Here is a 25,399-nt window from a genome sequence, read left to right on the forward strand (position 1 = left end):
GGGTGGTTGACGCATGTGCAGTGTCATTGAACACCCTGTTGACCCTTTGCTCGGGCCGCATGCTGGGTGCCGCAGGCATGAAAATATTGGTTGCTCGCCGCGCTATGCTGCGAACAGGATTGATCCGATCAAGAAGAACGGTGGTCAGGTTTTCAGGCTATGTGGCAGATTTCAGCAGACGAACCTTTTGCAACTCCCAAGTGGAAGCACCAACCCCCAAGTGCCTTACGAAAATGCGGCAGGATTGTGACCTGCCAAAGCATGGTATCTTTATGGCGATATGCCTCAATTTGGTCAACTTTCGGAACGGGGGGAAACTTTTTCGTGCATTCCCAGTAAAAAGTTCCCTCTATGCGTGTTTTGCGAGTGTGTCCGTTTTGGAAAAAATCCAGCAATCAATCACATTTTCCAGCGACCCCCTAAAATGTCAGCCCTTCCTGACGTGTCGCTTCTGAGGCATAGATCGACCGAAGAGGAATAGCCCCTGACCCATCCGTTTTGTTGATGGATCGCGGTGGAAAAATGCTGCACGTGCAAGATTGATGACGACTTTTCCGGTTTCAGGTGTCGCGAAAGATAGCCTGCTATCGAAAGATAAGCCGTATGACCTCAAGTATAACCTTTTGGATACTGCCTAACACCTTTGACAATTTGCTCTGACTTTGGAGTTTCTGTGATCGATTGTTTCAAAATTCGTACATAAAGGTCAGAATTTTGGTGCGCAGTGTGATAGCGTGACAGACGATCACAGTGTGAAACAAATTGAAATACTTTTGGTATAATTGAGACTATCTTTAGACAGCGTTTGTCACGATTGAGCCCGAATCATGTCCGAAAAGTCAGAATCAGACGAAAGTGCGGCGAGCTTGGGCAGGTTGCGCCATAATCGGTGAAGGACTATCTGCCTTCAAACTTCTCTGAGCAGGATCGAACGTGATGACCCACACTGTCCATTTCCGTGACCTTCCCGATGACCTTGATTTGGGGCCCGAGGTTGCAATCGATTGCGAGACGATGGGTCTTCACCCGCATCGCGATCGTCTATGTGTTGTCCAGTTGTCCAGCGGAGATGGCACCGCGCATCTGGTGCAGATCGAAAAAGGTCAAACCTCGGCTCCCAATCTGGAAAAGCTGTTGGTGGATCCGACGGTGCTGAAGCTGTTCCATTTCGGTCGCTTTGATATTGCAGCCATGCAGAACGCCTTTGGTGTGGTGACAGCCCCGGTGTTCTGCACCAAGATCGCAAGCCGACTTGTCAGAACGTATACCGACCGTCATGGTCTCAAGGTTCTGCTACAGGAACATCTGGGCATCGATATCTCCAAGCAACAGCAATCCAGCGACTGGGGATCCGAGACCCTGAGCCAAGCACAGGTGGACTATGCAGCGTCGGATGTTCTGTATCTGCACAAACTGCGCGACGCTTTGCTTGCCATGCTCGAACGCGAAGATCGTGCAGATCTGGCGCAATCCTGTTTCGATTTCCTGCCGACCCGTGCACAGCTTGATCTTGCGGGTTGGCCGGACACCGACATTTTCGCCCATAGCTGATCGCGCGGTCATTTAATATGTATTCGCGCTTGATCGCCTGGCTGAAGATCCTGCTTCCGCTGGGTGCACTTGCGCTGTTGTCCACCATCTTTCTGTATTCGCGTGGTCCCGATCCCATAGCGACGATCCCGTTGCTGACGGGTGGGGCGGACCCGACGCTAACTGAACAGATCGGAGGCCCGTTTTACGCGGGAACCACCGAAAACGGGCAAGGTCTGACTCTGGCCGCCCGTCAGGCGCGGTTCAGCAACCCTGAAAGCTCGGGCATGATCGCGGATGACCTGCGGGCGATCATCGACGTGCGTGACGGCAATCGGATCGTCATCGACGCCACGCTTGGCCAGATGGAAGAGGGCGACCGCCTTTTGCTTCGTGACGGCGTCACTCTGGAAAGCAGTTCTGGATACACAGTGCGTACCGAAGGCCTTGATGCCGAAATTGACCGCGTTGCCATTGAAAGCACATCTAATGTCGAAGCGGATGGCCCCGGATTGACCCTGTCAGCGGGAAAACTCCGAGTTGAGGAGGATGAAACCACGCAGGACATTCAGTTGCTGTTCACGGATGGGGTAAAGCTGATATACATCCCGCAACAAGACGGGGCCGAATGATGATCCGAACAGTGATGACCGTACTTGCGGTCGGGGTTGCGAGTTTCGCGCAGGCGCAGGGGACAGAGGTCGCCTTTGGCACCGCGCAGCAAGACACATCGCTTCCAGTTGAGGTCAGTGCGGATTCGCTGTCGGTCTCGCAGAATGATGGATCGGCTTTGTTTACGGGCAATGTCGTCATCGGTCAGGGCGAAATGCGCCTGTCTGCACCGCGCGTTCTGGTGTTCTATACCGAAAACCAAAGCGGGGTTGAACGGCTCCAGGCAACCGGCGGAGTGACCCTTGTTAATGGCGATCAGGCGGCGGAAGCAGAAACAGCCGAATACGAAGTCAATCGCGGCACCATTCGCATGGTTGGTAACGTGCTCTTGACGCAGGGCGCGAACACGCTGGTGTCCGACAGTATGGATGTCGATCTCGAAGCGGGCACCGCCCTGATGAACGGTCGGGTGCGGACCGTGTTCCAATCAGGCGACAACTGATGGCGGGCCCGACCCTCTCTGTCACCAAAGGGGAAAGCGGGCTGATCGTCCGGCATCTGCGCAAGAGCTATAAAAAGCGCGTCGTGATCCGGGACGTGTCACTTGAGGTGCGTCGCGGCGAGGTGGTGGCCCTGCTCGGCCCGAACGGCAGCGGCAAGACCACATCCTTCTATGCGATTGCCGGGTTGGTGAACCCTGAAGGGGGGCAGGTGCTGATCGACGGACAGGACGTGACCTACCTGCCAATGTACCGCCGTGCCCGGATGGGGATCGGGTATCTGCCGCAGGAAATGTCGATCTTCCGCGGCATGAGCGTCGAGGATAACATCAGCGCCATTCTCGACATCAGCCAGCCGGACCGCCACAAGCGGCGCGAACGCTTGGAAGAGCTGTTGGGCGAATTTTCCATCGAACACCTGCGTCGCGCGCCTGCGCTGGCGCTGTCAGGCGGCGAACGCCGCCGTGTCGAGATCGCCCGCTGTCTGGCGGCTGATCCCAAGTACCTGCTGCTGGATGAACCCTTCGCCGGGGTGGACCCGATCAGCGTCGGAGACATCCGTCATCTGGTTGCCGACCTCAAAAAACGTGGCATCGGTGTGCTGATCACCGATCACAACGTCCGTGAAACGCTAGAGATCGTGGACCGCGCTTACATCTTGCATGATGGCAAAGTTCTGATGTCGGGTTCACCCGATGAAGTGGTGCGTAATGAGAACGTGCGCAGGGTCTATCTGGGCGACAGTTTCCGCATCGGATAATTCCCGCGCCATTTTACGGAAACCATTGACACGAAGCCCGCGCAGGATTGAAATGATCGTATGGCGTTTGAACACTCAGACCGTCAAGTTCCGCTCCGCCTGCCACCCCGGCTGGACAATGAAACACAACGGTCAGTACGCCATCTACCTTTTGCTTCCGAACCTGTCGCCCGGCCCTGCCGGTGCAGTTCGGCTGCAGAACCAAAACAATAAAAAGGACATCCTATGCGTTACCAGATAACCGGCAAACAGATTGATGTAGGTGAAGCCCTTCAGACTCATGTGCAGACCGAACTGGACGCGATGTTGGGCAAGTATGCCGGTCGTCCGACGGATGCGACCGTTGTCTTCTCCAAGAGCGCCCACGAGTTTGTTTGTGAGACAGTGGTTCATCTGTCCACCGGTTTGAACGCCACCGCCAAGGCACATGCGACAGAAATCTACGCGGCTTTCGATGCCTGTTGCGAAAAGATGGACAAGCAGCTGCGCCGCTATAAGCGACGTCTGAAGGATCACCACAAGGACCGTACGGAACCAGTTGAACTCTTTGGGGCATCCTCATATATCCTCGCCAGCGAAGTTGATACACATGACGACGAGCCTGAATCGTTGCAGCCCATTATCGTCGCCGAGATGGAGACCAAGATTCCATCCCTGACTGTGGGCGAAGCGGTGATGCAGATGGAGTTGGCAGGACTGCCCGTTCTGGTGTTCCGAAATGACAAAAAGGACGGTGTGAACGTCGTATATCGCCGCGAAGATGGAAACATCGGCTGGATTGATCCATAATACCGATATACGGGCGTCCTGCGTCCCAATAACGAGCAGCACATGAAATTTGCAGACCTTTTGAATTCAAAGGCCGTCAAGGCGGTGACAAGTGCATCCAGCAAGAAGCGCTTGATGCACGATATCGCCGACGTGGCCGAGTCTGCCTATGGCATCTCTGCTCAGCGCGCCGTCGAGGCGTTGCTCGAACGCGAAAGCCTTGGCCCCACCGGTGTGGGCCATGGCGTCGCCTTGCCCCATGCGCGGCTTGATGGGGTTGAATCGGTCGTGGGCGTATTCATCCTGCTGGAAAAGCCGATTGATTTCGAAGCGATCGACCGCCAGCCTGTGGATGTGATCTTTGCGCTGTTCGCACCCGAAGATGCAGGCGTCGAACATCTCAAAGCTCTGGCCCTTGTGTCGCGTACTCTGCGGGATCAAAGCTTTTGTGCGAAACTGCGGGCAAACCCCGATCCGGCCACGCTGCACACCATCATCACCGAAGCTGCTGCTGTCCAGGCGGCGTAAGCAGAGCGGCTGCCTAAGCAGGCATGCGGAAGTCGGAAAATCCAAACATCGTGTAGTCACGCGGATATGCGTCGCGGCATAGCTGATCCAGCGACTGGTCGTAGATCTGCGACAAACGCCGGGTGTTTGCATCTGGTGCGCTGTTAAACTCCGGGGGGGCGGTGACCCCAAGCTGAGCCGCAATCTGCGGCAATGCATCAGGCAGGTCGTCTTCGCGTAAAAGGCGGTCGGGAAGACAAAACTCTGACATCCCTTGAAGGCAGGCCACTTGGCTGGCCCAATGCGCGTCGACACGGATACTGGTCTGGCCGTTCAGATTGGCCCGCAAGAACCGCAAAAAACCCTCGAACGCGGCCTTGTGCGCAGACGGACCATAGCCGGGGTCATTTGCATCCTCTGGCAGGTCCAGACCGTGAGACCGTGCCAGTTGCTGGCGGATTTTGGCAAAGCTGCCCGGCCCAGTGTCCAGGATTTTGTCGCAAAAGGCCGCATGAGCGCGCGCCAAAGGATGACGCAGCACCGTGAAGCGCTGATGTCCGGGATTGTCCTGCAACCAGCCACGCAAGTTTTTCTGATTGAAATTCGTGACCAGTTCGGTCCCCGCACCATCCAGAGCCGCCATCCATGCCGTAACGCTGTCTTCCGGCCCCGAACGGATCGGCAGGTAGAGAAGAGGATGGCGGGCACAGGCAACATAGCTCGGTACAACGGGCCCGCGTCGCGGTTCGAAATTTGGTGTGCGCGTGAGATCAAACCGGTCAAGCGCGCGCAACGCCAATTCCATCTGGCCGTAGTTAACCACTTTATCCGACAAAGGCTGTGGGTTTTGTGGCTTGAGGTTGGCCTGAAAGACATCAGGATTGGCCTGCGCCCCAAGCCAATGTGCAAGCCCACTAAGCACTTCTGTATCGTGCAGGTCGTCATAGCCGATATAAAACGCGCTTTGCCCGGTCACTTGCAATGCGCGCATGACCTCAAGTTGAAAGCTTTGTATCCGGCCCAGATGGCGCTCGAATTCAGGCAGATCGAAATGAGCCTGCGCTTCTTTGCGGTTCTTGACGTTGGTCAGCTTCCATTGATCAGTCGCCCGCGCGATCTTGAGACTGATGTAGCTGTCCAGCGGATTGCGGGTGAGAATGATCTTTGCGCAGCGCGGATCCGACAGGATTGGTGCAAGGACCCGCGGATCATGGTCGTGGAAATAGCGGAACCCACCCAACCCATCAGTCTTTTCACGAATTGCCCGCAAAAGGCGGTCGGGATTGTCTTCGCGCTGCCGGTGGGTGATGCCAAGTATGTCATCGCGGTTCGGATAGCCGATGAAATTGGGGTTGAACGCTTCTCCGTGGCAGGTCACGCCGTTGATCTGGTTCAGGTAATCTTCGAGCAGATTGGATCCTGTTCGCATCTCGGCGAAAACGACAAACAGATCAAACGAACCAGCCACGCGTTACTTCTTCACAAGATAGGGACGGGGGCGCGGTGCGTTCAAAGCAGGGCCTTGGGCAATCGGATCGGCAGGGAAGTCACCCATCAGATAAGGGTGCATCCCCTGGTTCTTGAGGTTCTGCAAGAACTGCCCAAAGCCAGCCAAGTCCACCATTTTGGGCGCTTCGGTCAGGCGCCGGTGCGGTTGCGTACCGATTTCATCCACGATGACCTGTATCGCTTCCATCGGGCTTTCAATGAACTCCGCCATCGTCCAGATGCGCCTGCGGCATTTCGAATAAGGCGACCGCAAAGCATCCAGCATCTCGGTCTCGATCTTCTGCAACTGCGCCGCCTCGCGCCGCAATTCGGCAAAGCTCTGGTTCGACTGGAACAGCGGGATCGCCCAAGCGCCACTGATGACAGAAACCTGTGCGTTCGGGTCCTTGGCGATGTCCCACACAACGTGACGCGTGCTGCTTGGCCCAAGCTGGAAACATTGGCGCTCGCCGCGGGTGTTCCAAAGCAGGTTCGTCAGGAACATCTTGGTGTCGTAGTCGCGCAGCGTCGCGTTGTCGGACAAAGCGCCATTCATCACAGTCTGGCCATCGGCGAAATGCGCCCTGTCAGGCGCAAACAGGTGCCCATGCACCCGCGCGCCTGTGACTTGCGCCAGCCACGGTTGAAAATCGGTGAAAAGCTCTGTGAACCCTTGGAACACAGAATATTTTGCCGCCGTGACACCGTTCTCCCAATCTTCGTTGGGGAAGCGGCTTTGCATATAAAGCCCCGGCCGTCCGCGTGTCCTGCGATCCACCGCCTTGGCGAAGATGCGGTCGATCTTGCCGGGGTTGGGTTCCTGCAGGCTCAACTCCCCGGGTTTGGGGCTCAGGAACGTCTCATACAGGCGGTCGGCGTTGTGCCAGATTTTGCGCGCAACGAAGCAGTCGGACCGACGCAGCAGTTGCAGGTGATCATCATAAAAGATGTGCGGCTTGCCCTGGAAATCGAATTTCGACAGGGTTAGCGACCGGCTGACGATGTTGGTCGAATACAACCGCGACAACGTCTGGAAATAGCTTTCATCGGGGATCCACACATGGCGGAAATAGCGGTCGTAGACCTTGCGCTTGGGGTCTTCGAGGATCGACGCCAAAGTCTGGCGGGTGAGGCACCACCACTGGCTGCCCATATGCGGCGTCAGACCATCGGGGATCTTGCGCTTGTATCCAACCTTGCGCTGCAATTCGACAAAGCGGTCAAACAGATACCGATTGCGCCGCCATGAGAACGGGAACCGCATGGTGAAACGTTCTTCGTCCAAGCCGCCAACCGTCCAAGGGACATCCGCTGTTGTTGCGCTTTCTATGTGATCGGTGCGCGGCCGCGCCTTGAGATAGTCGATCAGTTCCTGAACCGGGCGCAGCGGCAGGCATGACCCAGACGTGAGGTAGACATGGCTGACATCTTCGAATTCGGCCAACATAAGTTCGCTGGCGTCCTGACTGGCCGCGACCAGACCCCACGTGCCCCAGTCGCAGCGATGGCGGCGTGAAAAGCGCACCAAAGGATCATCGCTCAGCCGATCAGTGAAAATCTTATAGCGCTTCGGCGACACAACCTGATCAACATGGATCACCACTGGACAGCCTGCCTTGGTCCAGTGACGCGCGACTTGCTCGGCCCGATGAAGGGCCGTGTGCGCGAGCATGATGATCCCGATGCTCATGCCCAGTTACCCATCGACATGAGGCCAAGAATTTCAAGCTGGCGCCAGTTGATGTATTTCTCTGACCACTTGCACCACAACTCGGGATTATCCTGCAGAGCGTTCGCATAGGCGACGTATTCAAGGCTGCCCGCGTAGTGTTCGCGGCGTTTCAGCTCTTCCATCGCTTTTTCATTGAACGTGCTGATGAACTTGGTGTGCAACAGAACGCCAGACGCTTTTTCACCGCCCCATTCGTCGTACACCTTGTTCAGACCGCGCGGCAAAAGCATGTGGGTCGAACTGGCATAGGCGTATCGATGGTGCCATTTGACCAGCGGGATCTTGTTTAACGCAGGGGCAGCTTCGGGACGGTCGGCAAAGAACACCCGTGCGCGGGGTCCACCCTGAATCCACAGGTTCCCCAGAAGGTGATTGCGTTTCAGCGTGTAATTCCCGGAATCGAACCAAGAGGCGATTTCCATCGGGTTCTGGCCCGCCTGATAAGGCACCGCGTCGATGCGCCCTTTTGGGTACATGTCGACCAGCATCGCACTGAACGACCGGATCGAGGACGCGTCCAGCCAATCCGTCAGGGCTGGCAGGGGACGCGAGTCGCAGAACGGGTAGACGAAGAATTCGTCGGGATCGACCGTCAGACACCAGTGATCATGGCCATATCGGCGCAGCAGCCAGTTCATCCAGTCCATGCCGAACCGGGACCGTTTATAACTTTTTCGGCTGTGCCAAACAGACACGTCGGGCTGCTGGGCTAGCAGTTCGGCGGTGCCGTCAGTGCTGTCATTGTCGACAATAAAGAAATGAGAGACACCCATTTCTCGATAATACTTAAGGAAGTAGGGCAGGCGAACGCCTTCGTTGCGCACGGTGCAGAACAGGAGGATGTCTGTTTTCCGGATCAGATCCGTGCGATTGGACACAGGTTTCAGCTCGCGGCGTTTACGAAACGCGCGAAATCTCCAGCGTTTGCGCTGAAGTCTCAAACCGTATCTTTGCACCACTCCCAAGAGTCAGCTGCCTGTATTTGTGGTCGCACGCCACACGCCAGTATCAAAGTGATGTGAATAGTTGGTTGAAATGCTCCTGCCAAGTCGGAGTCTCTAAAGACATAACCAAGTACCTTTCACCGCTTCGAACCCGACGTCTGTGCGCCAGTTTTTTAATTTCTTGCTGCCAAAGGTAGCAATCAGACGCATCTGCGTAAATAGGTGAGTTGCCGAGGACTTCCTTGAAAACGGGTAAAGGATTGCAAATCAGCGGCACGTCCAGTCGGATTGCCTCGAGAGCCGGATAACCAAAGCCTTCGGCAAGGCTTGGGAAAAGCAAGCCATTACTCTGTTCAAGAAGACCCCACATCTCTTGATCGGACAGGGCGGGAAGCTCGTGCACATTGGACGGAGACTGATCCAGCCGATTGAAAACGTCTTCATTCATCCAGCCTCGGCGTCCGCAAAGAACAAGGTGCGGATCGGTTGCACCGGTAAACCCTTTCCAAACGTCAAGCAGGAAGCCGACATTCTTGCGGGGCTCTATCGTTCCGATCGCCATAAAGTATGGCTTGCCTGTCCAAGACCCGGTTGGCGGAGCATCAACACGAATATCTGGTAGCCCCGGAAGGATAACGCGGACCCGATCTGCCGTCAGATGGCGGGCATAGGACAGAACACGTGTGCGGGTGTCCGATGAATTGCAGAAGACAAAATCGGCATTGCGATCGACCCTGTCAAAAAACGCCCTGAAGGCCTGACGCGATTTTGGAGTTTGAAGCTCCGGCCAGTCCAGCGGGATCGTATCATGTACGTAGACTGCGATGCGAAGCCCTTTGCAGGTGCGCAGGCTATGCACGATCACGTCGTTGAAATTGCTTTGCCCGACATTGAGGAAAACCGCGCCTTCAGGCAGGTTTCGGTTCAGCATCTTTGCCAAGCGTGACGGTATGGCTCGGTCTGTCGCGATCCGGCGCAGGCCAGTTTCCGTATTCGCCCGCGCGGCATCCTGTGTTCGGGATAAGCGGGACAGCAGATCTGACTGTGTCCAGATCGGCTGATCGCAATGGCTTAGCAGTTTGCTGCACCCGTCTTTGTCCAGCAAAAGAAAGCCAAGCTTGGTGCGGACGAGGCCGAAAAGAGGGGCCGGATCGTCAATCAGGTGGTCGATATAGGCCCGTTCGATCCGGTCGATCCCTGTCGGACGCATCCCGGCACGCCGCACTGTCCGCGTGACATCCAGAAGATGCGCAGCTGCAGGGCTATGGACAACGGATGGCACTGGGACACGGCCCCGCGATACGATTTGCCAGACGCGGACGCGTCATGGATCACTCAGCCGCGTTTTCGATGTGCATCACCGATTCAAGGAAACCACGCAGATCGTCCTTGAGTTCATCGCGCGCCAACCCAAAGGCCACCGTTGCCTGCAGGAAGCCCGCCTTGGAGCCGCAGTCAAAGCGCTGCCCCCGGAAGCGGTACCCATAAACTCCGGTGCCGTCGATCTCTTGCGCGATGGCGTCAGTCAACTGGATCTCTCCACCTGCGCCGGTCTTGAGCTTGTTGAGGTTCTTGAGCACTTGCGGATCGAGAATATAGCGACCAATCACAGCGAGGTTGGATGGTGCGTCTTCCACGTTCGGCTTTTCGACCATGTTCTTGACCGAAACCATGGACCCCATGTCTTCCTTGATGTCGAGAATGCCGTAGCTCGACGTTTTCTCATGTGGCACTTCCATCGCGGCGACCATATTCCCGCCGGTTTCCTCGTAGGCTTCGACCATCTGCTGCAAACATGGCTTTTCCGCCGAGATCACGTCGTCTGGAAGCATGACGGCAAAGGGCTCATCCCCGATGAGGCGGCGTGCGCACCAAACGGCATGGCCAAGACCCAATGCCTTGTGCTGGCGCATATAGGCGATGGCGCCGCTTTCCATATTGGTGGCCTTCAAATCTTCGAGGATGTCCAGCTTACCCTTCTTGCGCAGTTCGCGTTCGAGAAGGGGCGACTCGTCGAAATAATCCTCAAGCGCACTTTTCCCGCGCGAAGTAATGAAAAGGAATTCTTTGATCCCGGCAGCGCGCGCTTCGTCGATCGCGTACTGCACCAGTGGCCGGTCCACGAGGGTCATGATTTCTTTCGGCACCGATTTCGTGGCCGGAAGAAAGCGTGTTCCAAGTCCAGCTACCGGGAAAACGGCTTTGGTCACTTTTCTACGCATCAGTCTGCTCCTCCTTTTCGCGTCTTACTGCGCGTCACTCGTTACAATGCATAAGCACACCTAAGTGTACGGCTTTGACGACGAAATAATAAGGACTTTTGTCTAATTTATGTCTTATCGACAAAATTCAGCGGATCAATTGACCTGATGCCTGCCAATCGATCCAATGTCTGACGCCACCGTTCTTCTTTCGAGCTTTTTTGGAACATCGGCTCGGTCCGCATTTCCTTGCCGTAGATCCCGCCCGTGTGGAGCCAGACGCCATCTTGCGTAAACCGGACATGGTGAAAACGCGCAGTCCTTTGGTAGTCCAAGACAGTGACGCGGTTCCCTTGGGCAACCAGATCCCTTGCCTTGGAATGGATGTCCTTGCCGTTGCCGCCCGACGTGACAAGGCAAAGGTCGCCTGCACGCGAGGTGGTAGGTACGATGTCGCCTCGTTCGAGTATGCTCCATTGTACCGGCTGGCGTGTGACACGGCTGCGCCCCGCCGCATATCCAGCGTCAAGGTCACGGATCAACGCCCATGCCCGGTCCGGTGGTAAACCGCCAGTCTGCATATGACGCAGAATCCAATTGCGCCGCTCAGACAGGAACGCGGCCTGCGCTGCATCGCGTTTGGACGTCGGGCTGTGCGTAAGATGAAAGACCGCGGCCGAGGCGGCAATTTCGAAAACGTTGCGCGGTGTCCTGTCCGCCTGTCTGAACCGACTTGCTCCGCTCGCGTGATGCACCACGGCTTTGGGTTGAAAGACGGTTTTGCCCCCCTCCCGAGAGATCCGGTAGCTCAGATCGGTTTCATCGAGATAGAACGCAAAGCGTGTGTCAAAACCACCATGTTCCAATAGGGCGGCACGCCGCAGCGCCATATTCGTTCCATGCAACCGTGGGCGGCAGTGGTCCTTGGGGTGAATGACGACCGGCTCTGAGGGTGCCATGTGAAGCGGGTGGCTGTGGCCTGTGTCATCGACCAAAGCCGCACCATGCTGAACCGAGATCCCGTTGCGACCAAGCGTGATGCCACCGACCTGTACGACTTCGGGATCGGCAAAGGCGAGCGCAAGATGTGCAAGCCATGTCGGCTCCGGCACGGAATCATCGTCCAGAAATGCGATGATGTCGCCCCACGCCGCATCGGCCCCTGCATTGCGCGCTGCCGAGATATTGGCCACATCAAAGCCGATCACCCGCGTGCCCGGCACCGCTTTAGCCACCTCTTCACCTGCTGGGCAGGCGACCACAATCGTCTCAAACCGCGGGTAATCCAGTTGGCCGACAGCCTTGAGGCAGCGCCGCAACCAGTCTGGCCGATGTCGGCTGACGATGATCAGACTGAATGCCGGGGGCTGCATGGCACCGGTCAGACTGGGACGAGATCGACGCCCGGTGCCGAAGCCACGAAGAACGGGTTACCGAAGCCCGGCTTGCCATAGGTCAGGGGCTGCAAATCCTCCAGCCGCAAGACACGGCCTCCCGCGCCATTCAGAACAGCATGGCCCGCTGCCGTGTCCCACTCCATCGTCCGCCCCAAACGCGGGTAGAAATCCGCCTCACCCGTGGCGACAAGGCAGAATTTGAGCGACGATCCAGCGCTTTTGCTGTCCTTGACGGAATAGCGGTTGATGTAATCGTCCGTCGCCTCATCCCGATGCGATTTCGAGGCAACGACCATCAGCGCATCCAGATCGGGCTTCGAGACATGGATCGGCGTTGTGGCCCCGGCTGTTGTCTTGTCGAACGCTCCGCTTTCTTCCACGCTTTGCCCGTTGGCATCGGTATAGAACAATCGGCCCTTGGCGGGCGCATAGACAACACCGCGTGTCGGCACACCGTTTTCGACCAGTGCGATGTTCACCGTGAAATCACCGCGTCGGTTGATGAATTCCTTTGTGCCGTCCAAGGGATCGACGATCAAAAAGTCGCGCACGTCCAGATCATGCGTATCGGCCTGTTCTTCCGTGATCAGGGCAATGTCGGGAAACGTTGCGCGCAACCCGGCCGAGATCAACGCATCCGCCGCCTCGTCGGCCACCGTGACCGGGCTGTCGTCGGATTTGGAGCGGACTTCGAAATCATCGGCGTTGTAAATCTGCATGATGGTGTCACCGGCTTCGAGCGCAAGGCGACGCATCGTTTGCGTCAATTCTTCGTAGTTCATTCGCGTCCATCCTCACGTCGATTGATTTAAAAGCGCGCCTCCCTTATCATTGGGTTAACAAATGTCCGCAACAACAGTCAGTTCAATTGACGGAAAAACGCGGATTGCGGCAGAGGCAGACAACAGATGTTCCAGAAAACGGTGCCGACGAACCGTGCGTCTTCGGCAGTCAACATCCTTGAACTGATCTACCACAATACGGTGCGATCCGTCCGCAAGGCGCATGGCAACGCGTTTATGTCCATCGCGGTCAGCGTGTTCCAGTCGCTGCTCTTCGTCCTCTTTTTCTACATCATGTTCAGCATCATGGGCCTCAAGGGGCTCGCGTTGCGGGGGGATTTCGTCATCTTCCTGCTTACTGGCATCTTCATGTTCATGACCCACAACAAGGCGGTTGGGGCGGTTTTGGGCAGCGAAGGCCCATCAAGTGCGATGATGCAGCATGCCCCGATGAACACGTTTATCTCAATCCTGTCGGGGATGCTGTCGGTGCTCTACATTCAGGTACTTGCGATCATCCTGATCCTGTTCGTCTACGACATTGCCATGAACCCATATGTTCTGACGGAAATCGTCGATCCGGCACCGGTTATGGGAATGCTGCTGTTATCATGGTTTTCGGGCGGCGCTGTGGGCATGGTTTTTTTGGCACTGAAACCATGGCTCCCCGGTCTGACGGCGACATTGTCCAACGTCTACAAGCGGGCCAACATGATCGCGTCCGGCAAGATGTTTGTGGCCAATTCCCTGCCATCCTTCATGATTGCCCTGTTCGACTGGAACCCTCTTTTTCACACGATTGATCAGGCGCGTGGGTTCGCCTTCATCAACTATGTGCCCCGCAACACCAATTGGGAATACGTGGTGTACCTGTCGCTGACGCTTTTGATGATCGGTCTGATGGGGGAATTCTACACGCGCAGGCACGCCTCTGCATCTTGGTCGGCGCGACGCTGATCAGGTCACGACCCGTAGCGTCAGGTTGATCCGCCCCCCGTTCGCCAGCAGGGTCGAGCTGTTAGGTCGGATACGATCAACCCCATGATAGGCGCGGCGGGCTGTTCCAGCCAGAACCACAACATCCCCCGACCGCAGCCACACCGACTCGGTTTTACCTCCACGGGTCTCGTGTCCCATCCGGAACAGCGCATCATCGCCAAGAGAAACAGACACAACCGGCTGTGACAGGTCGGCTTCATCCCTGTCTTGATGCATGCCCATCTTGGCGGTCTCGTCATACCAATTGATCAGACAACATTCCGGCAGGCGCGCATCCGGAACAAGATCGCGCCACATCCGCAAAAGGCTGTCTGGAATCGGTGGCCAGCTTACGCCCGAAGGATGCAGGGGCTCGTACCTATAGCCCTTGCGATCACTGATCCAACCATAGCTGCCTGCCGCGCTCATCCGCACCGACATCGGCGTGCCGCGTGGCGTGACAGGCCGAAACAATGGCGCATGCGACAGAATTTTGCGCAGGTCCGCAACCAGGGCGGACTGCGCATCCTGGGTAAAATATCCCGGGTGAATGGCAAAATCACGGATGCGCAACAGGGTCATGGCCCGAAAATAACCCGCGCATCCGGGAAACACATACCGAATTTTCAGAAAGTCGCTGTAACAGCGGCGCTTGCAGGCGTGTGGATGCCTCCTTATATACCCACCGGACCCGCTGGAGTGTAACGCCAGTGGAATGAAATGCGGGGCGGGATGCCGGAATGGGTCATCGTCTCGTGACATCGCCTTAAGACATGAAGGGATCGAAAACATGGCCAAAGTGATTGGTATTGACCTCGGTACAACCAACAGCTGCGTCGCGATCATGGACGGATCGCAACCGCGCGTGATTGAAAACTCCGAAGGGGCACGCACCACCCCATCCATCGTGGCATTCACCGACGACGAGCGTCTGGTGGGTCAGCCGGCAAAGCGTCAGGCTGTGACCAACCCGGAAAACACCGTGTTTGGTGTCAAGCGCCTGATCGGCCGTCGCAACGACGACGCGGATCTCGCCAAGGACCGCAAGAACATGCCGTTTGAAGTGATCGATGGCGGCAATGGTGACGCGTGGGTGCGCGCTAAGGGCGACAAATACAGCCCCTCCCAGATTTCCGCCTTCATCCTGCAGAAGATGAAGGAAACCGCCGAGAGCTATCTTGGCGAAGAAGTGACGCAAGCGGTCATCACCGTACCTGCCTACTTCAACGACGCACAGCGTCAGGCAACCAAAGACGCAGGCAAGATCGCCGGTCTCGAAGTGCTGCGGATCATCAACGAACCGACAGCCGCCGCGCTGGCCTACGGTCTCGACAAGAAAGAATCCCGCACCATCGCCGTCTATGACCTTGGCGGCGGTACGTTCGACGTGACCATCCTCGAAATCGACGATGGCCTGTTCGAAGTGAAATCCACCAATGGCGACACGTTCCTTGGTGGTGAAGACTTCGACATGCGGATCGTCAACTACCTTGCGGATGAGTTCAAGAAAGCGAACGGCGTCGATCTGACCAAAGACAAGATGGCCCTGCAGCGCCTCAAGGAAGCTGCGGAAAAGGCCAAGATCGAACTGTCTTCGTCCAGCCAGACCGAAATCAACCAGCCGTTCATCTCGATGGACGGCAAGACCGGCCAGCCGCTTCACATGGTTATGAAGCTGACCCGCGCCAAGCTGGAAAGCCTCGTGGGCGATCTGATCAAGGCGTCGATGAAGCCGTGCGCAGCCGCTCTGAAAGATGCCGGTCTCTCGACCTCCGACATCGACGAAGTCGTTCTCGTCGGCGGTATGACCCGCATGCCGCGTGTCGTGGAAGAAGTGACCAAGTTCTTCGGCAAAGAACCGCACAAGGGTGTGAACCCGGACGAAGTTGTGGCGCTGGGCGCGGCGATTCAGGCTGGCGTTCTGCAAGGTGACGTGAAGGACGTTGTTCTGCTCGACGTGACGCCGCTGTCGCTGGGCATCGAAACGCTGGGTGGCGTGTTCACCCGACTGATCGACCGCAACACGACGATCCCGACCAAGAAGTCGCAGATCTTCTCGACCGCCGAGGACAACCAGAACGCTGTGACGATCCGCGTGTTCCAGGGTGAACGCGAGATGGCGGCCGACAACAAGATGCTTGGTCAGTTCAACCTCGAAGACATCCCGCCCGCACCGCGCGGCATGCCGCAGATCGAGGTGACGTTCGACATCGACGCCAACGGCATCGTGTCCGTGTCCGCCAAGGACAAGGGCACCGGCAAGACGCAGAACATCACCATCCAAGCCTCTGGTGGTCTGTCCGACGAAGACATCGAAAAGATGGTTCAGGACGCCGAGGCAAACGCCGAAGCGGACAAAGAACGTCGCGAAATGGTCGAGGCCCGCAACCAGGCCGAAAGCCTTGTTCATTCGACGGAAAAGTCGGTGGAAGAACACGGCGACAAGGTCGACCCGACGACTGTGGAAGCAATCGAACTCGCGATTGCGGCGCTCAAGGACGATCTGGAAGACGAAAAATCGACTGCAGACAAGATCAAGTCGGGCATCCAGAACGTGACCGAAGCTGCAATGAAGCTGGGTGAAGCGATCTACAAGGCGCAAGCCGATGATGGCGATGCCGAACCCACGGCGGCAGATCGGGGTGGCGACGACGATGACACCATCGTTGATGCCGATTTCGAAGATCTCGACGACAACAAGCGCGCCTGACGCTGGTTGGGCGGAACCGATATGGGGCCGGTCCGGACACCGGGCCGGCCTCTTTCGTTCCGTAGAAGGAGGGCATGATGTCCAAACGTGACTACTACGAAGTGCTCGGCCTCAAGAAAGGCGCTTCTGCCGACGAGATCAAGAAAGCCTATCGCACCAAGGCGAAAGAGCTTCACCCGGATCGCAACGCAGACAACCCCAAGGCCGAGGACCAATTCAAAGAGGCGAACGAGGCCTACGAGGTTCTCAAGGACGCCGACAAGAAAGCGGCCTATGATCGCTATGGCCACGCAGCCTTCGAAGGTGGCATGGGTGGCGGCGGGCGTCCCGGCGGATTCAGCGGCGGCGGGCAGGGCGACTTTGCAAGTGCGTTCTCCGACGTGTTCGATGACCTGTTCGGTGATTTCATGGGCGGCCAACGTGGCGGCGGGCGTCAACGCGCGTCACGCGGCGCCGACCTGCGCTACAATTTGCGCGTGACGCTCGAAGACGCGTTTGCCGGGCTGCAAAAGACGATCCAGGTTCCCACATCTGTGCAATGCGGATCGTGTTCCGGATCGGGCGCAGAAGGCGGGGCTGAACCCACAACCTGTCCGACCTGTTCGGGCATGGGCAAAGTCCGTGCGACCCAAGGCTTCTTCACTGTCGAACGCACCTGTCCGACCTGTTCGGGTCTGGGGCAGACGATCAAGAACCCCTGCAAAACCTGTTCTGGCGCGGGCCGTGTTCAGAAAGAGCGCGCCCTATCGGTCAACATTCCCAAAGGCGTGGAAACCGGCACCCGCATCCGGCTTGCAGGTGAGGGCGAGGCAGGTCTGCGCGGCGGTCCTCCGGGCGACCTCTACATCTTTATCGAAGTGGCCCAGCACGAACTCTTCGAACGCGATGGCGTGCATCTACATTGCCGGGTGCCCGTGTCAATGACGGTTGCCGCTTTGGGAGGTAACATCGAAGTGCCGACCATTGATGGGGGGCGCAGCCGCGTCGCAATTCCGGCAGGCAGCCAATCTGGCCGCCAGATGCGTTTGCGCAGCAAAGGAATGCCCGCATTGCGTGGGGCCGGGCAGGGCGACATGTTCATCGAATTGGCGGTTGAAACACCCGTCAACCTGACCGCCAAGCAGAAAGACCTGCTGCGCGAATTCGAAGAGCTTAGCGAAGACAACAACCCGGAATCCAAGAGCTTTTTCAAATCAGTCAAAGGCTTTTGGGACTCTATGAAAGGCTGATTCAACGGCCCCGCCTTGCGTGGGGCCGTTAGAGCTTTGTTAAGGGCTTCTGCGCCATGATCGGCTCATGAATCGGTCTCGCGCAACTCAACTCTCGCTCTTCGAAGCGGCGGCGGTCGCCCCTGTGCAAATCGCGAAACCAAAACCCGTCGCGCCGCCAAAACCCAAACCACCCAAGCAGCCAAATTACGTCGCAGGCCACCGTGAACGCCTGCGTACGCGATTTCTGGTCGGCGGCGCGGAACCGCTCCCCGATTATGAACTCCTTGAGTTGCTACTTTTTCGCTGTCTCAAGAACGGGGATGTGAAACCAACCGCCCATCGCCTTCTCGAAGAGTTCGACGATTTCAACCGTGTTCTGTCTGCCCCGATCGAACGCCTGCAAAAGGTGAAAGGCATCGGCCCGGAAATCGCCCTCGACCTCAAACTGATCGAAGCGGCGACCCACCGCATGTCGCAAGGCAAGGTGCTCAAACGGCCCGTGATCTCAAGCTGGAACGCTTTGCTTGAACACTGCCGCGTGACCATGTCCCATCGCGAAACAGAAATGTTCCGAATCCTCTTTCTGGATCGCAAAAATGTCCTCATCGCTGACGAAATCCAAGGCAAAGGCACGGTCGATCACGTCCCCGTCTACCCGCGTGAGGTGATCAAACGCGCGCTTGACCTGAACGCCTCGGCGCTGATCCTCGTACACAACCACCCTTCAGGGGATCCTACCCCATCAACTGCCGATATCGACATGACAGAAACCATCCAACGCGCCTGCGAGTTGGTGGGGATCACATTGCATGACCACCTGATCATTGGCAAATCGACAGAGGTCAGCTTTAAATCCGAAGGCTATCTCTGACTGGGCTTCACCGAACCCAGATCTCGACTCGACGGTTCACCTGCCGCCCCCAGCTTGTGTCGTCACAGGCCATCGGCATCGCCTCTCCGAACGCATCCGTAGACAGACGCACTTGCGACAGGTCTGCAGTCTCGACCGCTGCTTCGATGGCCTGTTTCACCGCTTGCGCACGCTGCTGGGCGATCCGCAGATTGCCCTCTGCGGGGCCTTCACCGTCAGAGAAACCGACCAACACCAATTGCCGCCCGTCATAGACCCCGGCTTCGATCGCGTGGGCCAATTGCTGAACGTTCGACCGCGATTGCGCATCCAGTCGGGCAGCACCCGCCTCAAACCGAAACGATGTGGACAATCGCCGCAACGGGGCCAACGTGTCGACCATGCGTTTCAGCGCCGCCAAACCGTTCTCTCCGTCGGCCACGCGAATGGCATTGGCAAAGCGGTCACCTTGGGCATTCAGGCTGATCTCTTCCGGCGCCTGATCCACGAACCCAGCGCGCCGCGTGATGATCTGGGCTGGTCCCGTCCGTGTGTACGCAAGGAATTCCCGCGCGAGCTTGGGCAAACGCCGGGCTGGGATATACAGAAACATCGGCGCGGTGAGCGGGTAGTCCTCGGTCTTTATGGTCAGCCGGTTGGCACGCAACTGAAACCCGCATGTTCCGGTGAGCGCGAGCGGCTTGCTGTTTCCGATTTCGGAATAGCTGGCCACACCAAGCGCAAGCTGGTCACGTGCGACAGCCTCGGCAAGGGAAGCATTGCTTGGGTGCCGCGTCACATCGTCGATCAGTGACAGGCCTGCCAGTTGCATCACTCTGTCTTCGACCGCTTGGGCGATACCGGATTGTGCGTCGCGCATATGGATTGAAATCGGTGCATCTGCCCCACCCAAGGTCCGCCAATTGTCGATGTCACCGGCAAGAATACGCGCAAGGTCTGACACGGATACCGCCGAAACCGGATTTGTCGGAGACACGATCACCGTCATCGCATCCAACGCCAGAACGCGGCTGCGATTTACGTCATCAAGTTCACCAAGGCCAACCTCGGCGGCCAGCGCCAGCTCACCACTGCGGATTTCGCGCAGGGCCATCACCAGATCGGCCTCGTCTGCCAACAGATCGGCGAAACCCTCATCGGTACTCGACACGCGAAATCGGAACCGCCCGACAGGAGTATCGCCATCAGGGGTGGACAAGATATATTCGAAATGGGTGTCGTCCTGCTTGATCCGCTCGGCCTTGAGCCCGGTCTGAAGGGCAAACCCCTCGACCAGCGCAGGCATCATGACCTCACCGATTGTCGAAGACCCGGAAATCGACAGCTCTGCAACAAAGTCGGTCAGCGAAGGGCACCCCGGCCCCTCGCACAGAACACCGGACCCGTCGACGGTGAGTTCGCCATACTGTGTCTGGACACGGTAATACTGGCCATCGAAGCCCAATAATGTGCCGGATAATTCGATTGCACCATCCTGCGACCGAAGTGTCACATCATCGGCGCGAACCGCGGCACCATTCACCACAAGGAAAAGTGCGGCCCAAAGCACCGCACAGAACTGTTTCATCTCACAAAGAGCCTTTGACCCGCTCGCTTATTTTGCAGCGATTGTCAGGTCTTCGACAAGATTTTTCAACAGCAAGAAATCCCCTACCGCGTCACATCCCGGAACATCGATTGTCAGTTCCTTTGAACTCAGCTCGGCACCACTGCGGATTTCGAGCGTTTGCGCCTCGACGCTGCTGTTGCAATTCGACGCAAGGATTTCGGTTTCGATGGTCAGCGCGACAGTGCCCGAGGCCTGCGTCATACCCGATGGAAAGGTGTAGACTTCGGCCACGAGCGCGTCTGGTGCGTCCACTGTGCCGAGAGTTGTCAGAAACCCGCCCTGTCCGGTCGCTGCACGCGCTGCATCACGGCTGGAGCCGTGCCAGACGTGACCGTCTGTAAAGTACTCTGCATCGAATTCCCGCGCATGCAGTTGCAGCCCGGCATTGCCGCGCCATTGCAGGACAACGCGATCATAAAAGGGCACCGAAATCACTTCAGCCATGGCAACAGAGCCGCCGCCGTCAAGGAAAGACGCGATCACCAGCGCCTGTTCTGCAAGGGCAGGGATATCGATCGACAGGCTGCCATCGGGTTGCATCAATGTCGTGAACATCAGCCCACTGTGATGCAGCGTCACCCGTTCGCTGCCGTGACAGGGTGCGGTGATGTCGATTGCCATCATGGCACCGGCAATGGGCGTAGCGGTCATGCTGACCTCGCAGGCGAACCCTGTTTCCACTGGGGCCTCGGGCACCAGAATCTCGGTGGTTTCGACTGTGCTGGTGACCGCCGCTGATACGACGTGATCGGGCAGCGATTCCACCACGGGCATATCCCTCGGCAGAATGTTGCGTGGCGTAGAAGACACGGGTTGCACGTCGGATACGACCACCGGCGCCAGTTCAGCGTTGCGCGGCGGCTGCGACGACGGCAATGACTGCATGACGGCGCCAATCCCGAGGGCGGCGCAGAGCGTCACTGCGGCAATGCGCACTGTGAACTTCCGGTCCATGTCAGACTCCGTTGCACTTATTACAACGGTCTATGTGACAGCCGATTGGGGTGCGCCTAAGGCGTCGGTTTGCTTAGATTAAGACGTCATTGTGGCGGACGGCTTCAGGCCAGCCGTCCGTGACAATGCTTGAACTTCTTGCCCGAACCGCAAGGGCACGCGTCGTTGCGGCCGGGGTTGCCCCAGGTCGTTGGGTCGGTCTCGTCAAAGGCCTCTAACGCGGCTTCTGCATCAACCGGCGGTGTTTCGCCCTGCTGCGGGTCGGCAGCTTCTGCCGCTCGTGACATCGCCGCTTGCTGTGCTGCCATCTGCTGCAGCATGGCTTTCTGCTCTTCCTCGGTCATTGGACGCACTTGGCCAAGCTGTTTGCTTACGTCCTCGCGCAGCGTGTCGAGCATGGATTCGAACAGTTGGAATGCCTCAGACTTGTACTCGTTGAGCGGGTCACGCTGGGCATAGCCACGGAAACCAACAACCGACCGCAAATGCTCCAGCGTCAGCAGGTGCTCGCGCCACTTGCTGTCGATGGTTTGCAGCAGAACCTGTTTTTCAATCTGGCGCATGGTGTCGGGGCCAAAGGCTTCGGCCTTTTTCGCCATCATCTCGTCCGACGCCGTTTCCAGACGCTCGCGGATCACCTCGGCATCAACACCTTCCTCGTCGCCCCATTCCATCACAGGGGCCTCCACACCGACCAAGTCTTTGATCGCGGTCTGCAATCCTTCGGTGTTCCACTGATCGGCATAGCTTTTCGGCGGAATATACGTGTCGACCAGATCGTCGATCACCTGGTGCCGCATGTCCTGCGCGATCTCGGACAGATCCTGCGCTTCCATGATCTCCCGGCGCTGGCTGAAGATCACCTTCCGCTGGTCATTCATCACGTCGTCGAACTTGAGCAACTGCTTACGAATGTCAAAGTTGCGCCCTTCGACCTTGGCCTGCGCACGTTCCAGCGACTTGTTCACCCATGGGTGCACGATCGCCTCGCCCTCTTTCATCCCCAACGTCGACAACACCTTGTCCAGACGTTCAGACCCGAAAATACGCATCAGGTCATCATCCAACGACAGGAAGAACGACGAACGGCCCGGATCACCCTGACGGCCCGAACGACCGCGCAACTGGTTGTCGATACGACGGCTTTCGTGGCGTTCGGTCGCCAGAACAAACAGGCCCCCGGCCGCTTTGACAGCTTCTTCATCGGCAGTATGGCCTTCTTCGATCCGTTTCCGGATCGCCTCGGGATCACCTTCGGGGTCGGCGGCAATTGCCTCCATGATCTTGAATTCGACATTGCCGCCAAGTTTGATGTCCGTTCCACGACCGGCCATGTTGGTGGCGATAGTAACCGCGCCCAACTTGCCCGCATCGGCAACGATCTGCGCTTCCTGCTCGTGCTGGCGTGCGTTCAGAACATTGTGCTTGAGATCGGCTTTGGTGAGCAATTGGCTCAGCATTTCGGACTTGTCGATCGAGGTGGTGCCCACAAGAACCGGCTGGCCCTTGGCATGCGCCCCTTTGATTTCCTGCACGATGGCGTCGTATTTTTCCTGTGCTGTACGATACACCTTATCGTCTTCGTCAATCCGCGCGATCTCGCGGTTTGTCGGCACTTCGACCACACCGAGCCCGTAAATTTCGGCGAATTCGGCGGCTTCGGTCACAGCCGTACCCGTCATGCCCGCCAGTTTGTCATAAAGGCGGAAATAGTTTTGGAAGGTGACCGAGGCGAGTGTCACGTTCTCGGGCTGAATCTTGCAGCCTTCCTTCGCTTCGATGGCCTGATGGAGACCTTCCGACAGGCGGCGTCCCGCCATCATACGCCCGGTGAATTCGTCGATCAGAACGACTTCGTTGTCGCGAACGATGTAATCCTTGTCTTTCTGGTACAGCTTGTGCGCCCGAAGACCCTGATTGACATGGTGAATGAGCGTGGTGCTTTCCGGATCGTACAGCGACTGGTCATCTGGAAGCAGGCCAAGCCCGTGCAACGTTTCTTCCAAAAATTCGTTGCCTTCGTCGGTGAACGTCACGTTCCGTGTCTTTTCGTCCAATGAGAAATGTTCTTCGGTCAGCGACGGAATGACGGCATCGATGGCGACATAAAGCTCGCTGCGGTCCTGTGCAGGACCGGAAATGATCAACGGTGTCCGTGCCTCGTCGATCAGGATCGAATCCACCTCGTCGACAATCGCCATGTAGTGATCGCGCTGATACATCTGCTTCAGCTCGGACTTCATGTTGTCGCGCAGGTAGTCAAAGCCAAGTTCGTTGTTCGTGGCATAGGTGATGTCACAGGCATAAGCCGCCTGCTTTTCTGCATCTGGCTGGCGTGGATAAACCACCCCCGTGGTCAGACCCAGCGCGCCATAGACCTTGGCCATCCATTCGCTGTCACGCTTGGCAAGGTAGTCGTTGACCGTCACGATATGCACGCCGCGCCCTGTGAGCGCGTTCAGATAGGCCGGGAAGGTCGCCACAAGCGTCTTGCCTTCGCCCGTCTTCATCTCAGAGATATTGCCCTGATGCAGGAAAATCCCGCCCATCAGCTGCACATCGAAGGCCCGCAGCCCCAGTGCACGTTTCGCCGCCTCACGGCAATTCGCAAACGCCTCGGGCAGCAGCGCATCCAATGCCTCACCGTTTGCATGGCGCGCCTTGAACTCGGCCGTTTTCTCGATCAACTGCGCATCGCTCAGCTTTTCGAAGTCCGCTTCCAGTGCGTTGACTTTCTCAACCAGCGGGCGGGTCGCCTTGACTTTACGGTCGTTCGGCGTTCCGAACACCTTGCGCGCGACTTTACCTAATCCCAGCATGCACTCACTTTCAGCTTTGACATCTTCGTGTGCGGCATCTGCTTGCTCGCCTCGCACACAGCCCATATGTCACAGGGGAACGACTGGCTTCACAGCGCCTTGAGGCGATGTAAGGTCAGGGCAATTCACTGTCAATGTCGCCCCCACGGTACGGGCGGCTCTGAAAGGATAAACATGACGAATCTCATCACGAAACTCTCCGCAAGCGCGTTCGCCCTGATGCTGGCTCTGCCGGTACAGGCGCAGGATACGCTGACGGCAGACTCGGTGGTGGCCACGGTCAATGGCACCGAAATCACGCTGGGTCATATGCTTATGGTGCGGGCGTCTCTGCCGGACCAGTATCAGCAGCTTCCCGATGACGTGCTTTGGGACGGCATCATGGACCAGATCGTTCAACAAACCGTGCTCAGCCAGCAAGACAGTGGTGAAGAGACCCGCCGCGTCCGGGTTGCACTCGAAAATGAACGCCGTGCGCTGATGGCTGCGCAGGTGATCGAAGGCCTTGTGTCTTCTGCCGTCACCGATGACGCCGTGCAAGAAATCTACGAACAGACATACCTGCAGGCGGAACAGGCCGAAGAATTCAACGCCTCGCACATCCTTGTCGAATCCGAGGAAGAAGCTGCAGCTATCGTCGACGAACTGAACGGCGGTGCAGATTTTGCCGAAGTTGCCCGCGCGAAATCCACCGGCCCCTCTGGCCCGAATGGCGGCCAGCTTGGCTGGTTTGCCGCAGGGATGATGGTGCCGGAATTCCAGACCGCCGTCGAAGAGCTTGAGGTCGGCGCGATCTCCGGCCCGGTGCAAACGCAATTCGGCTGGCACGTGATCATTCTCAATGAAAAGCGCACCAAAGAAGCGCCCGCGCTCGACGCAGTACGCGGCGAGATCGAAAATCAGCTCAGCCAGCAGGCGGTCACTCAGAAAATCGACGAACTGACCAACGCGGCCGAAGTTACCCGCACCGCCAAGGAAGAGGTCGACACTTCTGTCCTGAGCAACATTGGTCTTCTGGAGGAATAA

The 25,399-nt window shown here is 57.5% G+C and carries 23 protein-coding genes; 12 read left to right on the forward strand and 11 right to left on the reverse strand.

All coding sequences use genetic code 11. From position 1 onward, the window contains the following. From MCRY_RS23100 to MCRY_RS01855, 7 genes are all read left to right on the forward strand, one after another. Positions 1-455: hypothetical protein (locus MCRY_RS23100; protein ID WP_217808227.1), on the forward strand; the 455-nt coding region annotated here is incomplete at its 5' end. Positions 456-936: 481 nt separating this feature from the next. After that, entirely contained in the window at positions 937-1,551 is a 615-nt protein-coding gene (locus tag MCRY_RS01825) for a ribonuclease D (protein WP_085627776.1), read from the forward strand. 17 nt (positions 1,552-1,568) lie between these two features. Continuing rightward, positions 1,569-2,162, forward strand: a complete 594-nt coding sequence (locus MCRY_RS01830; protein ID WP_085627777.1) for an LPS export ABC transporter periplasmic protein LptC — start codon at positions 1,569-1,571, stop codon at positions 2,160-2,162. After that, on the forward strand, positions 2,162-2,644 hold the full coding sequence (gene lptA / locus MCRY_RS01835; protein ID WP_085628142.1) for a lipopolysaccharide transport periplasmic protein LptA: 483 nt from the start codon (positions 2,162-2,164) through the stop codon (positions 2,642-2,644). The genes MCRY_RS01830 and lptA overlap by 1 nt, the downstream gene beginning before the upstream one ends. Further along, the gene (gene lptB, locus MCRY_RS01840) at positions 2,644-3,402 is read left to right on the forward strand and encodes an LPS export ABC transporter ATP-binding protein (RefSeq protein WP_085627778.1); all 759 of its coding nucleotides are present in this window, start codon (positions 2,644-2,646) and stop codon (positions 3,400-3,402) included. The genes lptA and lptB overlap by 1 nt, the downstream gene beginning before the upstream one ends. 225 nt (positions 3,403-3,627) lie before the next feature. Then, positions 3,628-4,191 (forward strand): ribosome hibernation-promoting factor, HPF/YfiA family, encoded by a 564-nt coding sequence (gene hpf / locus MCRY_RS01850; protein WP_085627780.1) that lies wholly within the window; start codon positions 3,628-3,630, stop codon positions 4,189-4,191. A 42-nt stretch (positions 4,192-4,233) separates the two neighbouring features. Then, entirely contained in the window at positions 4,234-4,698 is a 465-nt protein-coding gene (locus MCRY_RS01855; RefSeq protein WP_085627781.1) for a PTS sugar transporter subunit IIA, read from the forward strand. Between the two features lie 13 nt (positions 4,699-4,711). Here the strand turns inward: MCRY_RS01855 and MCRY_RS01860 are convergent, their stop codons facing one another. The 7 genes from MCRY_RS01860 to cysQ form a co-directional block, all read right to left on the reverse strand. Then, positions 4,712-6,145 carry a sulfotransferase family 2 domain-containing protein gene (locus tag MCRY_RS01860; protein WP_085627782.1) on the reverse strand — a complete coding sequence of 478 codons (1,434 nt, stop codon included), beginning with the start codon at positions 6,143-6,145 and terminating at the stop codon, positions 4,712-4,714. A gap of 3 nt (positions 6,146-6,148) precedes the next feature. After that, the gene (locus tag MCRY_RS01865) at positions 6,149-7,855 is read right to left on the reverse strand and encodes a DUF5927 domain-containing protein (RefSeq protein ID WP_085627783.1); all 1,707 of its coding nucleotides are present in this window, start codon (positions 7,853-7,855) and stop codon (positions 6,149-6,151) included. Next, complete coding sequence (locus MCRY_RS01870; protein WP_409643474.1) at positions 7,852-8,838, reverse strand: glycosyltransferase family 2 protein; 987 nt, start codon at positions 8,836-8,838, stop codon at positions 7,852-7,854. Before MCRY_RS01870 ends, MCRY_RS01865 begins: the two co-directional genes overlap by 4 nt. A 67-nt stretch (positions 8,839-8,905) precedes the next feature. Next, a complete protein-coding gene (locus MCRY_RS01875) occupies positions 8,906-10,123 on the reverse strand; it encodes a glycosyltransferase family 4 protein (RefSeq protein WP_138487769.1) in 1,218 nt (405 codons plus the stop codon). Between the two features lie 49 nt (positions 10,124-10,172). Further along, positions 10,173-11,063: a UTP--glucose-1-phosphate uridylyltransferase GalU gene (galU, locus tag MCRY_RS01880; protein WP_085627786.1), complete on the reverse strand. Its 891-nt coding sequence runs from the start codon at positions 11,061-11,063 to the stop codon at positions 10,173-10,175. 107 nt (positions 11,064-11,170) lie between these two features. After that, entirely contained in the window at positions 11,171-12,415 is a 1,245-nt protein-coding gene (locus MCRY_RS01885) for a glycosyltransferase family 2 protein (RefSeq protein ID WP_085627787.1), read from the reverse strand. A gap of 8 nt (positions 12,416-12,423) precedes the next feature. Then, complete coding sequence (gene cysQ, locus MCRY_RS01890; RefSeq protein ID WP_085627788.1) at positions 12,424-13,221, reverse strand: 3'(2'),5'-bisphosphate nucleotidase CysQ; 798 nt, start codon at positions 13,219-13,221, stop codon at positions 12,424-12,426. Between the two features lie 126 nt (positions 13,222-13,347). Here cysQ and MCRY_RS01895 point away from each other — a divergent pair, with 126 nt between their 5' ends. Then, entirely contained in the window at positions 13,348-14,178 is an 831-nt protein-coding gene (locus tag MCRY_RS01895) for an ABC transporter permease (protein WP_085627789.1), read from the forward strand. Here the strand turns inward: MCRY_RS01895 and MCRY_RS01900 are convergent, their stop codons facing one another. After that, positions 14,179-14,781: an alpha-ketoglutarate-dependent dioxygenase AlkB family protein gene (locus MCRY_RS01900; protein WP_085627790.1), complete on the reverse strand. Its 603-nt coding sequence runs from the start codon at positions 14,779-14,781 to the stop codon at positions 14,179-14,181. 208 nt (positions 14,782-14,989) lie between these two features. On the opposite strand from MCRY_RS01900, the gene dnaK reads away from it, so the two are divergent. From dnaK to radC, 3 genes are all read left to right on the forward strand, one after another. After that, a complete protein-coding gene (gene dnaK, locus MCRY_RS01905; protein ID WP_085627791.1) occupies positions 14,990-16,909 on the forward strand; it encodes a molecular chaperone DnaK in 1,920 nt (639 codons plus the stop codon). Positions 16,910-16,986: 77 nt separating this feature from the next. Beyond that, positions 16,987-18,138 (forward strand): molecular chaperone DnaJ, encoded by a 1,152-nt coding sequence (gene dnaJ / locus MCRY_RS01910; protein ID WP_085628143.1) that lies wholly within the window; start codon positions 16,987-16,989, stop codon positions 18,136-18,138. 67 nt (positions 18,139-18,205) lie between these two features. Beyond that, positions 18,206-18,991: a RadC family protein gene (gene radC, locus MCRY_RS01915; RefSeq protein ID WP_085627792.1), complete on the forward strand. Its 786-nt coding sequence runs from the start codon at positions 18,206-18,208 to the stop codon at positions 18,989-18,991. A 7-nt stretch (positions 18,992-18,998) separates the two neighbouring features. Here radC and MCRY_RS01920 read toward each other — a convergent pair whose 3' ends face one another. From MCRY_RS01920 to secA, 3 genes are all read right to left on the reverse strand, one after another. Further along, positions 18,999-20,558, reverse strand: coding sequence for a phosphate ABC transporter substrate-binding/OmpA family protein (locus tag MCRY_RS01920; protein WP_085627793.1), 1,560 nt, complete (start codon positions 20,556-20,558; stop codon positions 18,999-19,001). A gap of 27 nt (positions 20,559-20,585) precedes the next feature. Next, on the reverse strand, positions 20,586-21,554 hold the full coding sequence (locus tag MCRY_RS01925; protein ID WP_085627794.1) for a hypothetical protein: 969 nt from the start codon (positions 21,552-21,554) through the stop codon (positions 20,586-20,588). Positions 21,555-21,658: 104 nt separating this feature from the next. After that, the gene (secA, locus tag MCRY_RS01930; protein ID WP_085628144.1) at positions 21,659-24,373 is read right to left on the reverse strand and encodes a preprotein translocase subunit SecA; all 2,715 of its coding nucleotides are present in this window, start codon (positions 24,371-24,373) and stop codon (positions 21,659-21,661) included. A 174-nt stretch (positions 24,374-24,547) separates the two neighbouring features. Here secA and MCRY_RS01935 point away from each other — a divergent pair, with 174 nt between their 5' ends. Then, positions 24,548-25,399, forward strand: a complete 852-nt coding sequence (locus tag MCRY_RS01935; RefSeq protein WP_085627795.1) for a peptidylprolyl isomerase — start codon at positions 24,548-24,550, stop codon at positions 25,397-25,399.

The organism is Marivita cryptomonadis (assembly GCF_002115725.1).
Lineage (GTDB): Bacteria > Pseudomonadota > Alphaproteobacteria > Rhodobacterales > Rhodobacteraceae > Marivita > Marivita cryptomonadis.

What these genes read in the sequence shown, in the direction of transcription:
- dnaJ (WP_085628143.1), top strand. Translation starts at nt 16,987, where the DNA reads ATGTCCAAACGTGACTACTACGAAGTGCTCGGCCTCAAGAAAGGCGCT.
- hpf (WP_085627780.1), top strand. Translation starts at nt 3,628, where the DNA reads ATGCGTTACCAGATAACCGGCAAACAGATTGATGTAGGTGAAGCCCTT.
- dnaK (WP_085627791.1), top strand. Translation starts at nt 14,990, where the DNA reads ATGGCCAAAGTGATTGGTATTGACCTCGGTACAACCAACAGCTGCGTC.
- MCRY_RS01855 (WP_085627781.1), top strand. Translation starts at nt 4,234, where the DNA reads ATGAAATTTGCAGACCTTTTGAATTCAAAGGCCGTCAAGGCGGTGACA.
- MCRY_RS01895 (WP_085627789.1), top strand. Translation starts at nt 13,348, where the DNA reads ATGTTCCAGAAAACGGTGCCGACGAACCGTGCGTCTTCGGCAGTCAAC.
- lptA (WP_085628142.1), top strand. Translation starts at nt 2,162, where the DNA reads ATGATCCGAACAGTGATGACCGTACTTGCGGTCGGGGTTGCGAGTTTC.
- cysQ (WP_085627788.1), bottom strand. Translation starts at nt 13,221, where the DNA reads ATGAACTACGAAGAATTGACGCAAACGATGCGTCGCCTTGCGCTCGAA.
- MCRY_RS01900 (WP_085627790.1), bottom strand. Translation starts at nt 14,781, where the DNA reads ATGACCCTGTTGCGCATCCGTGATTTTGCCATTCACCCGGGATATTTT.
- MCRY_RS01865 (WP_085627783.1), bottom strand. Translation starts at nt 7,855, where the DNA reads ATGAGCATCGGGATCATCATGCTCGCGCACACGGCCCTTCATCGGGCC.
- MCRY_RS01825 (WP_085627776.1), top strand. Translation starts at nt 937, where the DNA reads ATGACCCACACTGTCCATTTCCGTGACCTTCCCGATGACCTTGATTTG.
- secA (WP_085628144.1), bottom strand. Translation starts at nt 24,373, where the DNA reads ATGCTGGGATTAGGTAAAGTCGCGCGCAAGGTGTTCGGAACGCCGAAC.
- lptB (WP_085627778.1), top strand. Translation starts at nt 2,644, where the DNA reads ATGGCGGGCCCGACCCTCTCTGTCACCAAAGGGGAAAGCGGGCTGATC.
- MCRY_RS01925 (WP_085627794.1), bottom strand. Translation starts at nt 21,554, where the DNA reads ATGGACCGGAAGTTCACAGTGCGCATTGCCGCAGTGACGCTCTGCGCC.
- MCRY_RS01830 (WP_085627777.1), top strand. Translation starts at nt 1,569, where the DNA reads ATGTATTCGCGCTTGATCGCCTGGCTGAAGATCCTGCTTCCGCTGGGT.
- MCRY_RS01885 (WP_085627787.1), bottom strand. Translation starts at nt 12,415, where the DNA reads ATGCAGCCCCCGGCATTCAGTCTGATCATCGTCAGCCGACATCGGCCA.
- MCRY_RS01935 (WP_085627795.1), top strand. Translation starts at nt 24,548, where the DNA reads ATGACGAATCTCATCACGAAACTCTCCGCAAGCGCGTTCGCCCTGATG.
- galU (WP_085627786.1), bottom strand. Translation starts at nt 11,063, where the DNA reads ATGCGTAGAAAAGTGACCAAAGCCGTTTTCCCGGTAGCTGGACTTGGA.
- MCRY_RS01920 (WP_085627793.1), bottom strand. Translation starts at nt 20,558, where the DNA reads ATGAAACAGTTCTGTGCGGTGCTTTGGGCCGCACTTTTCCTTGTGGTG.
- radC (WP_085627792.1), top strand. Translation starts at nt 18,206, where the DNA reads ATGAATCGGTCTCGCGCAACTCAACTCTCGCTCTTCGAAGCGGCGGCG.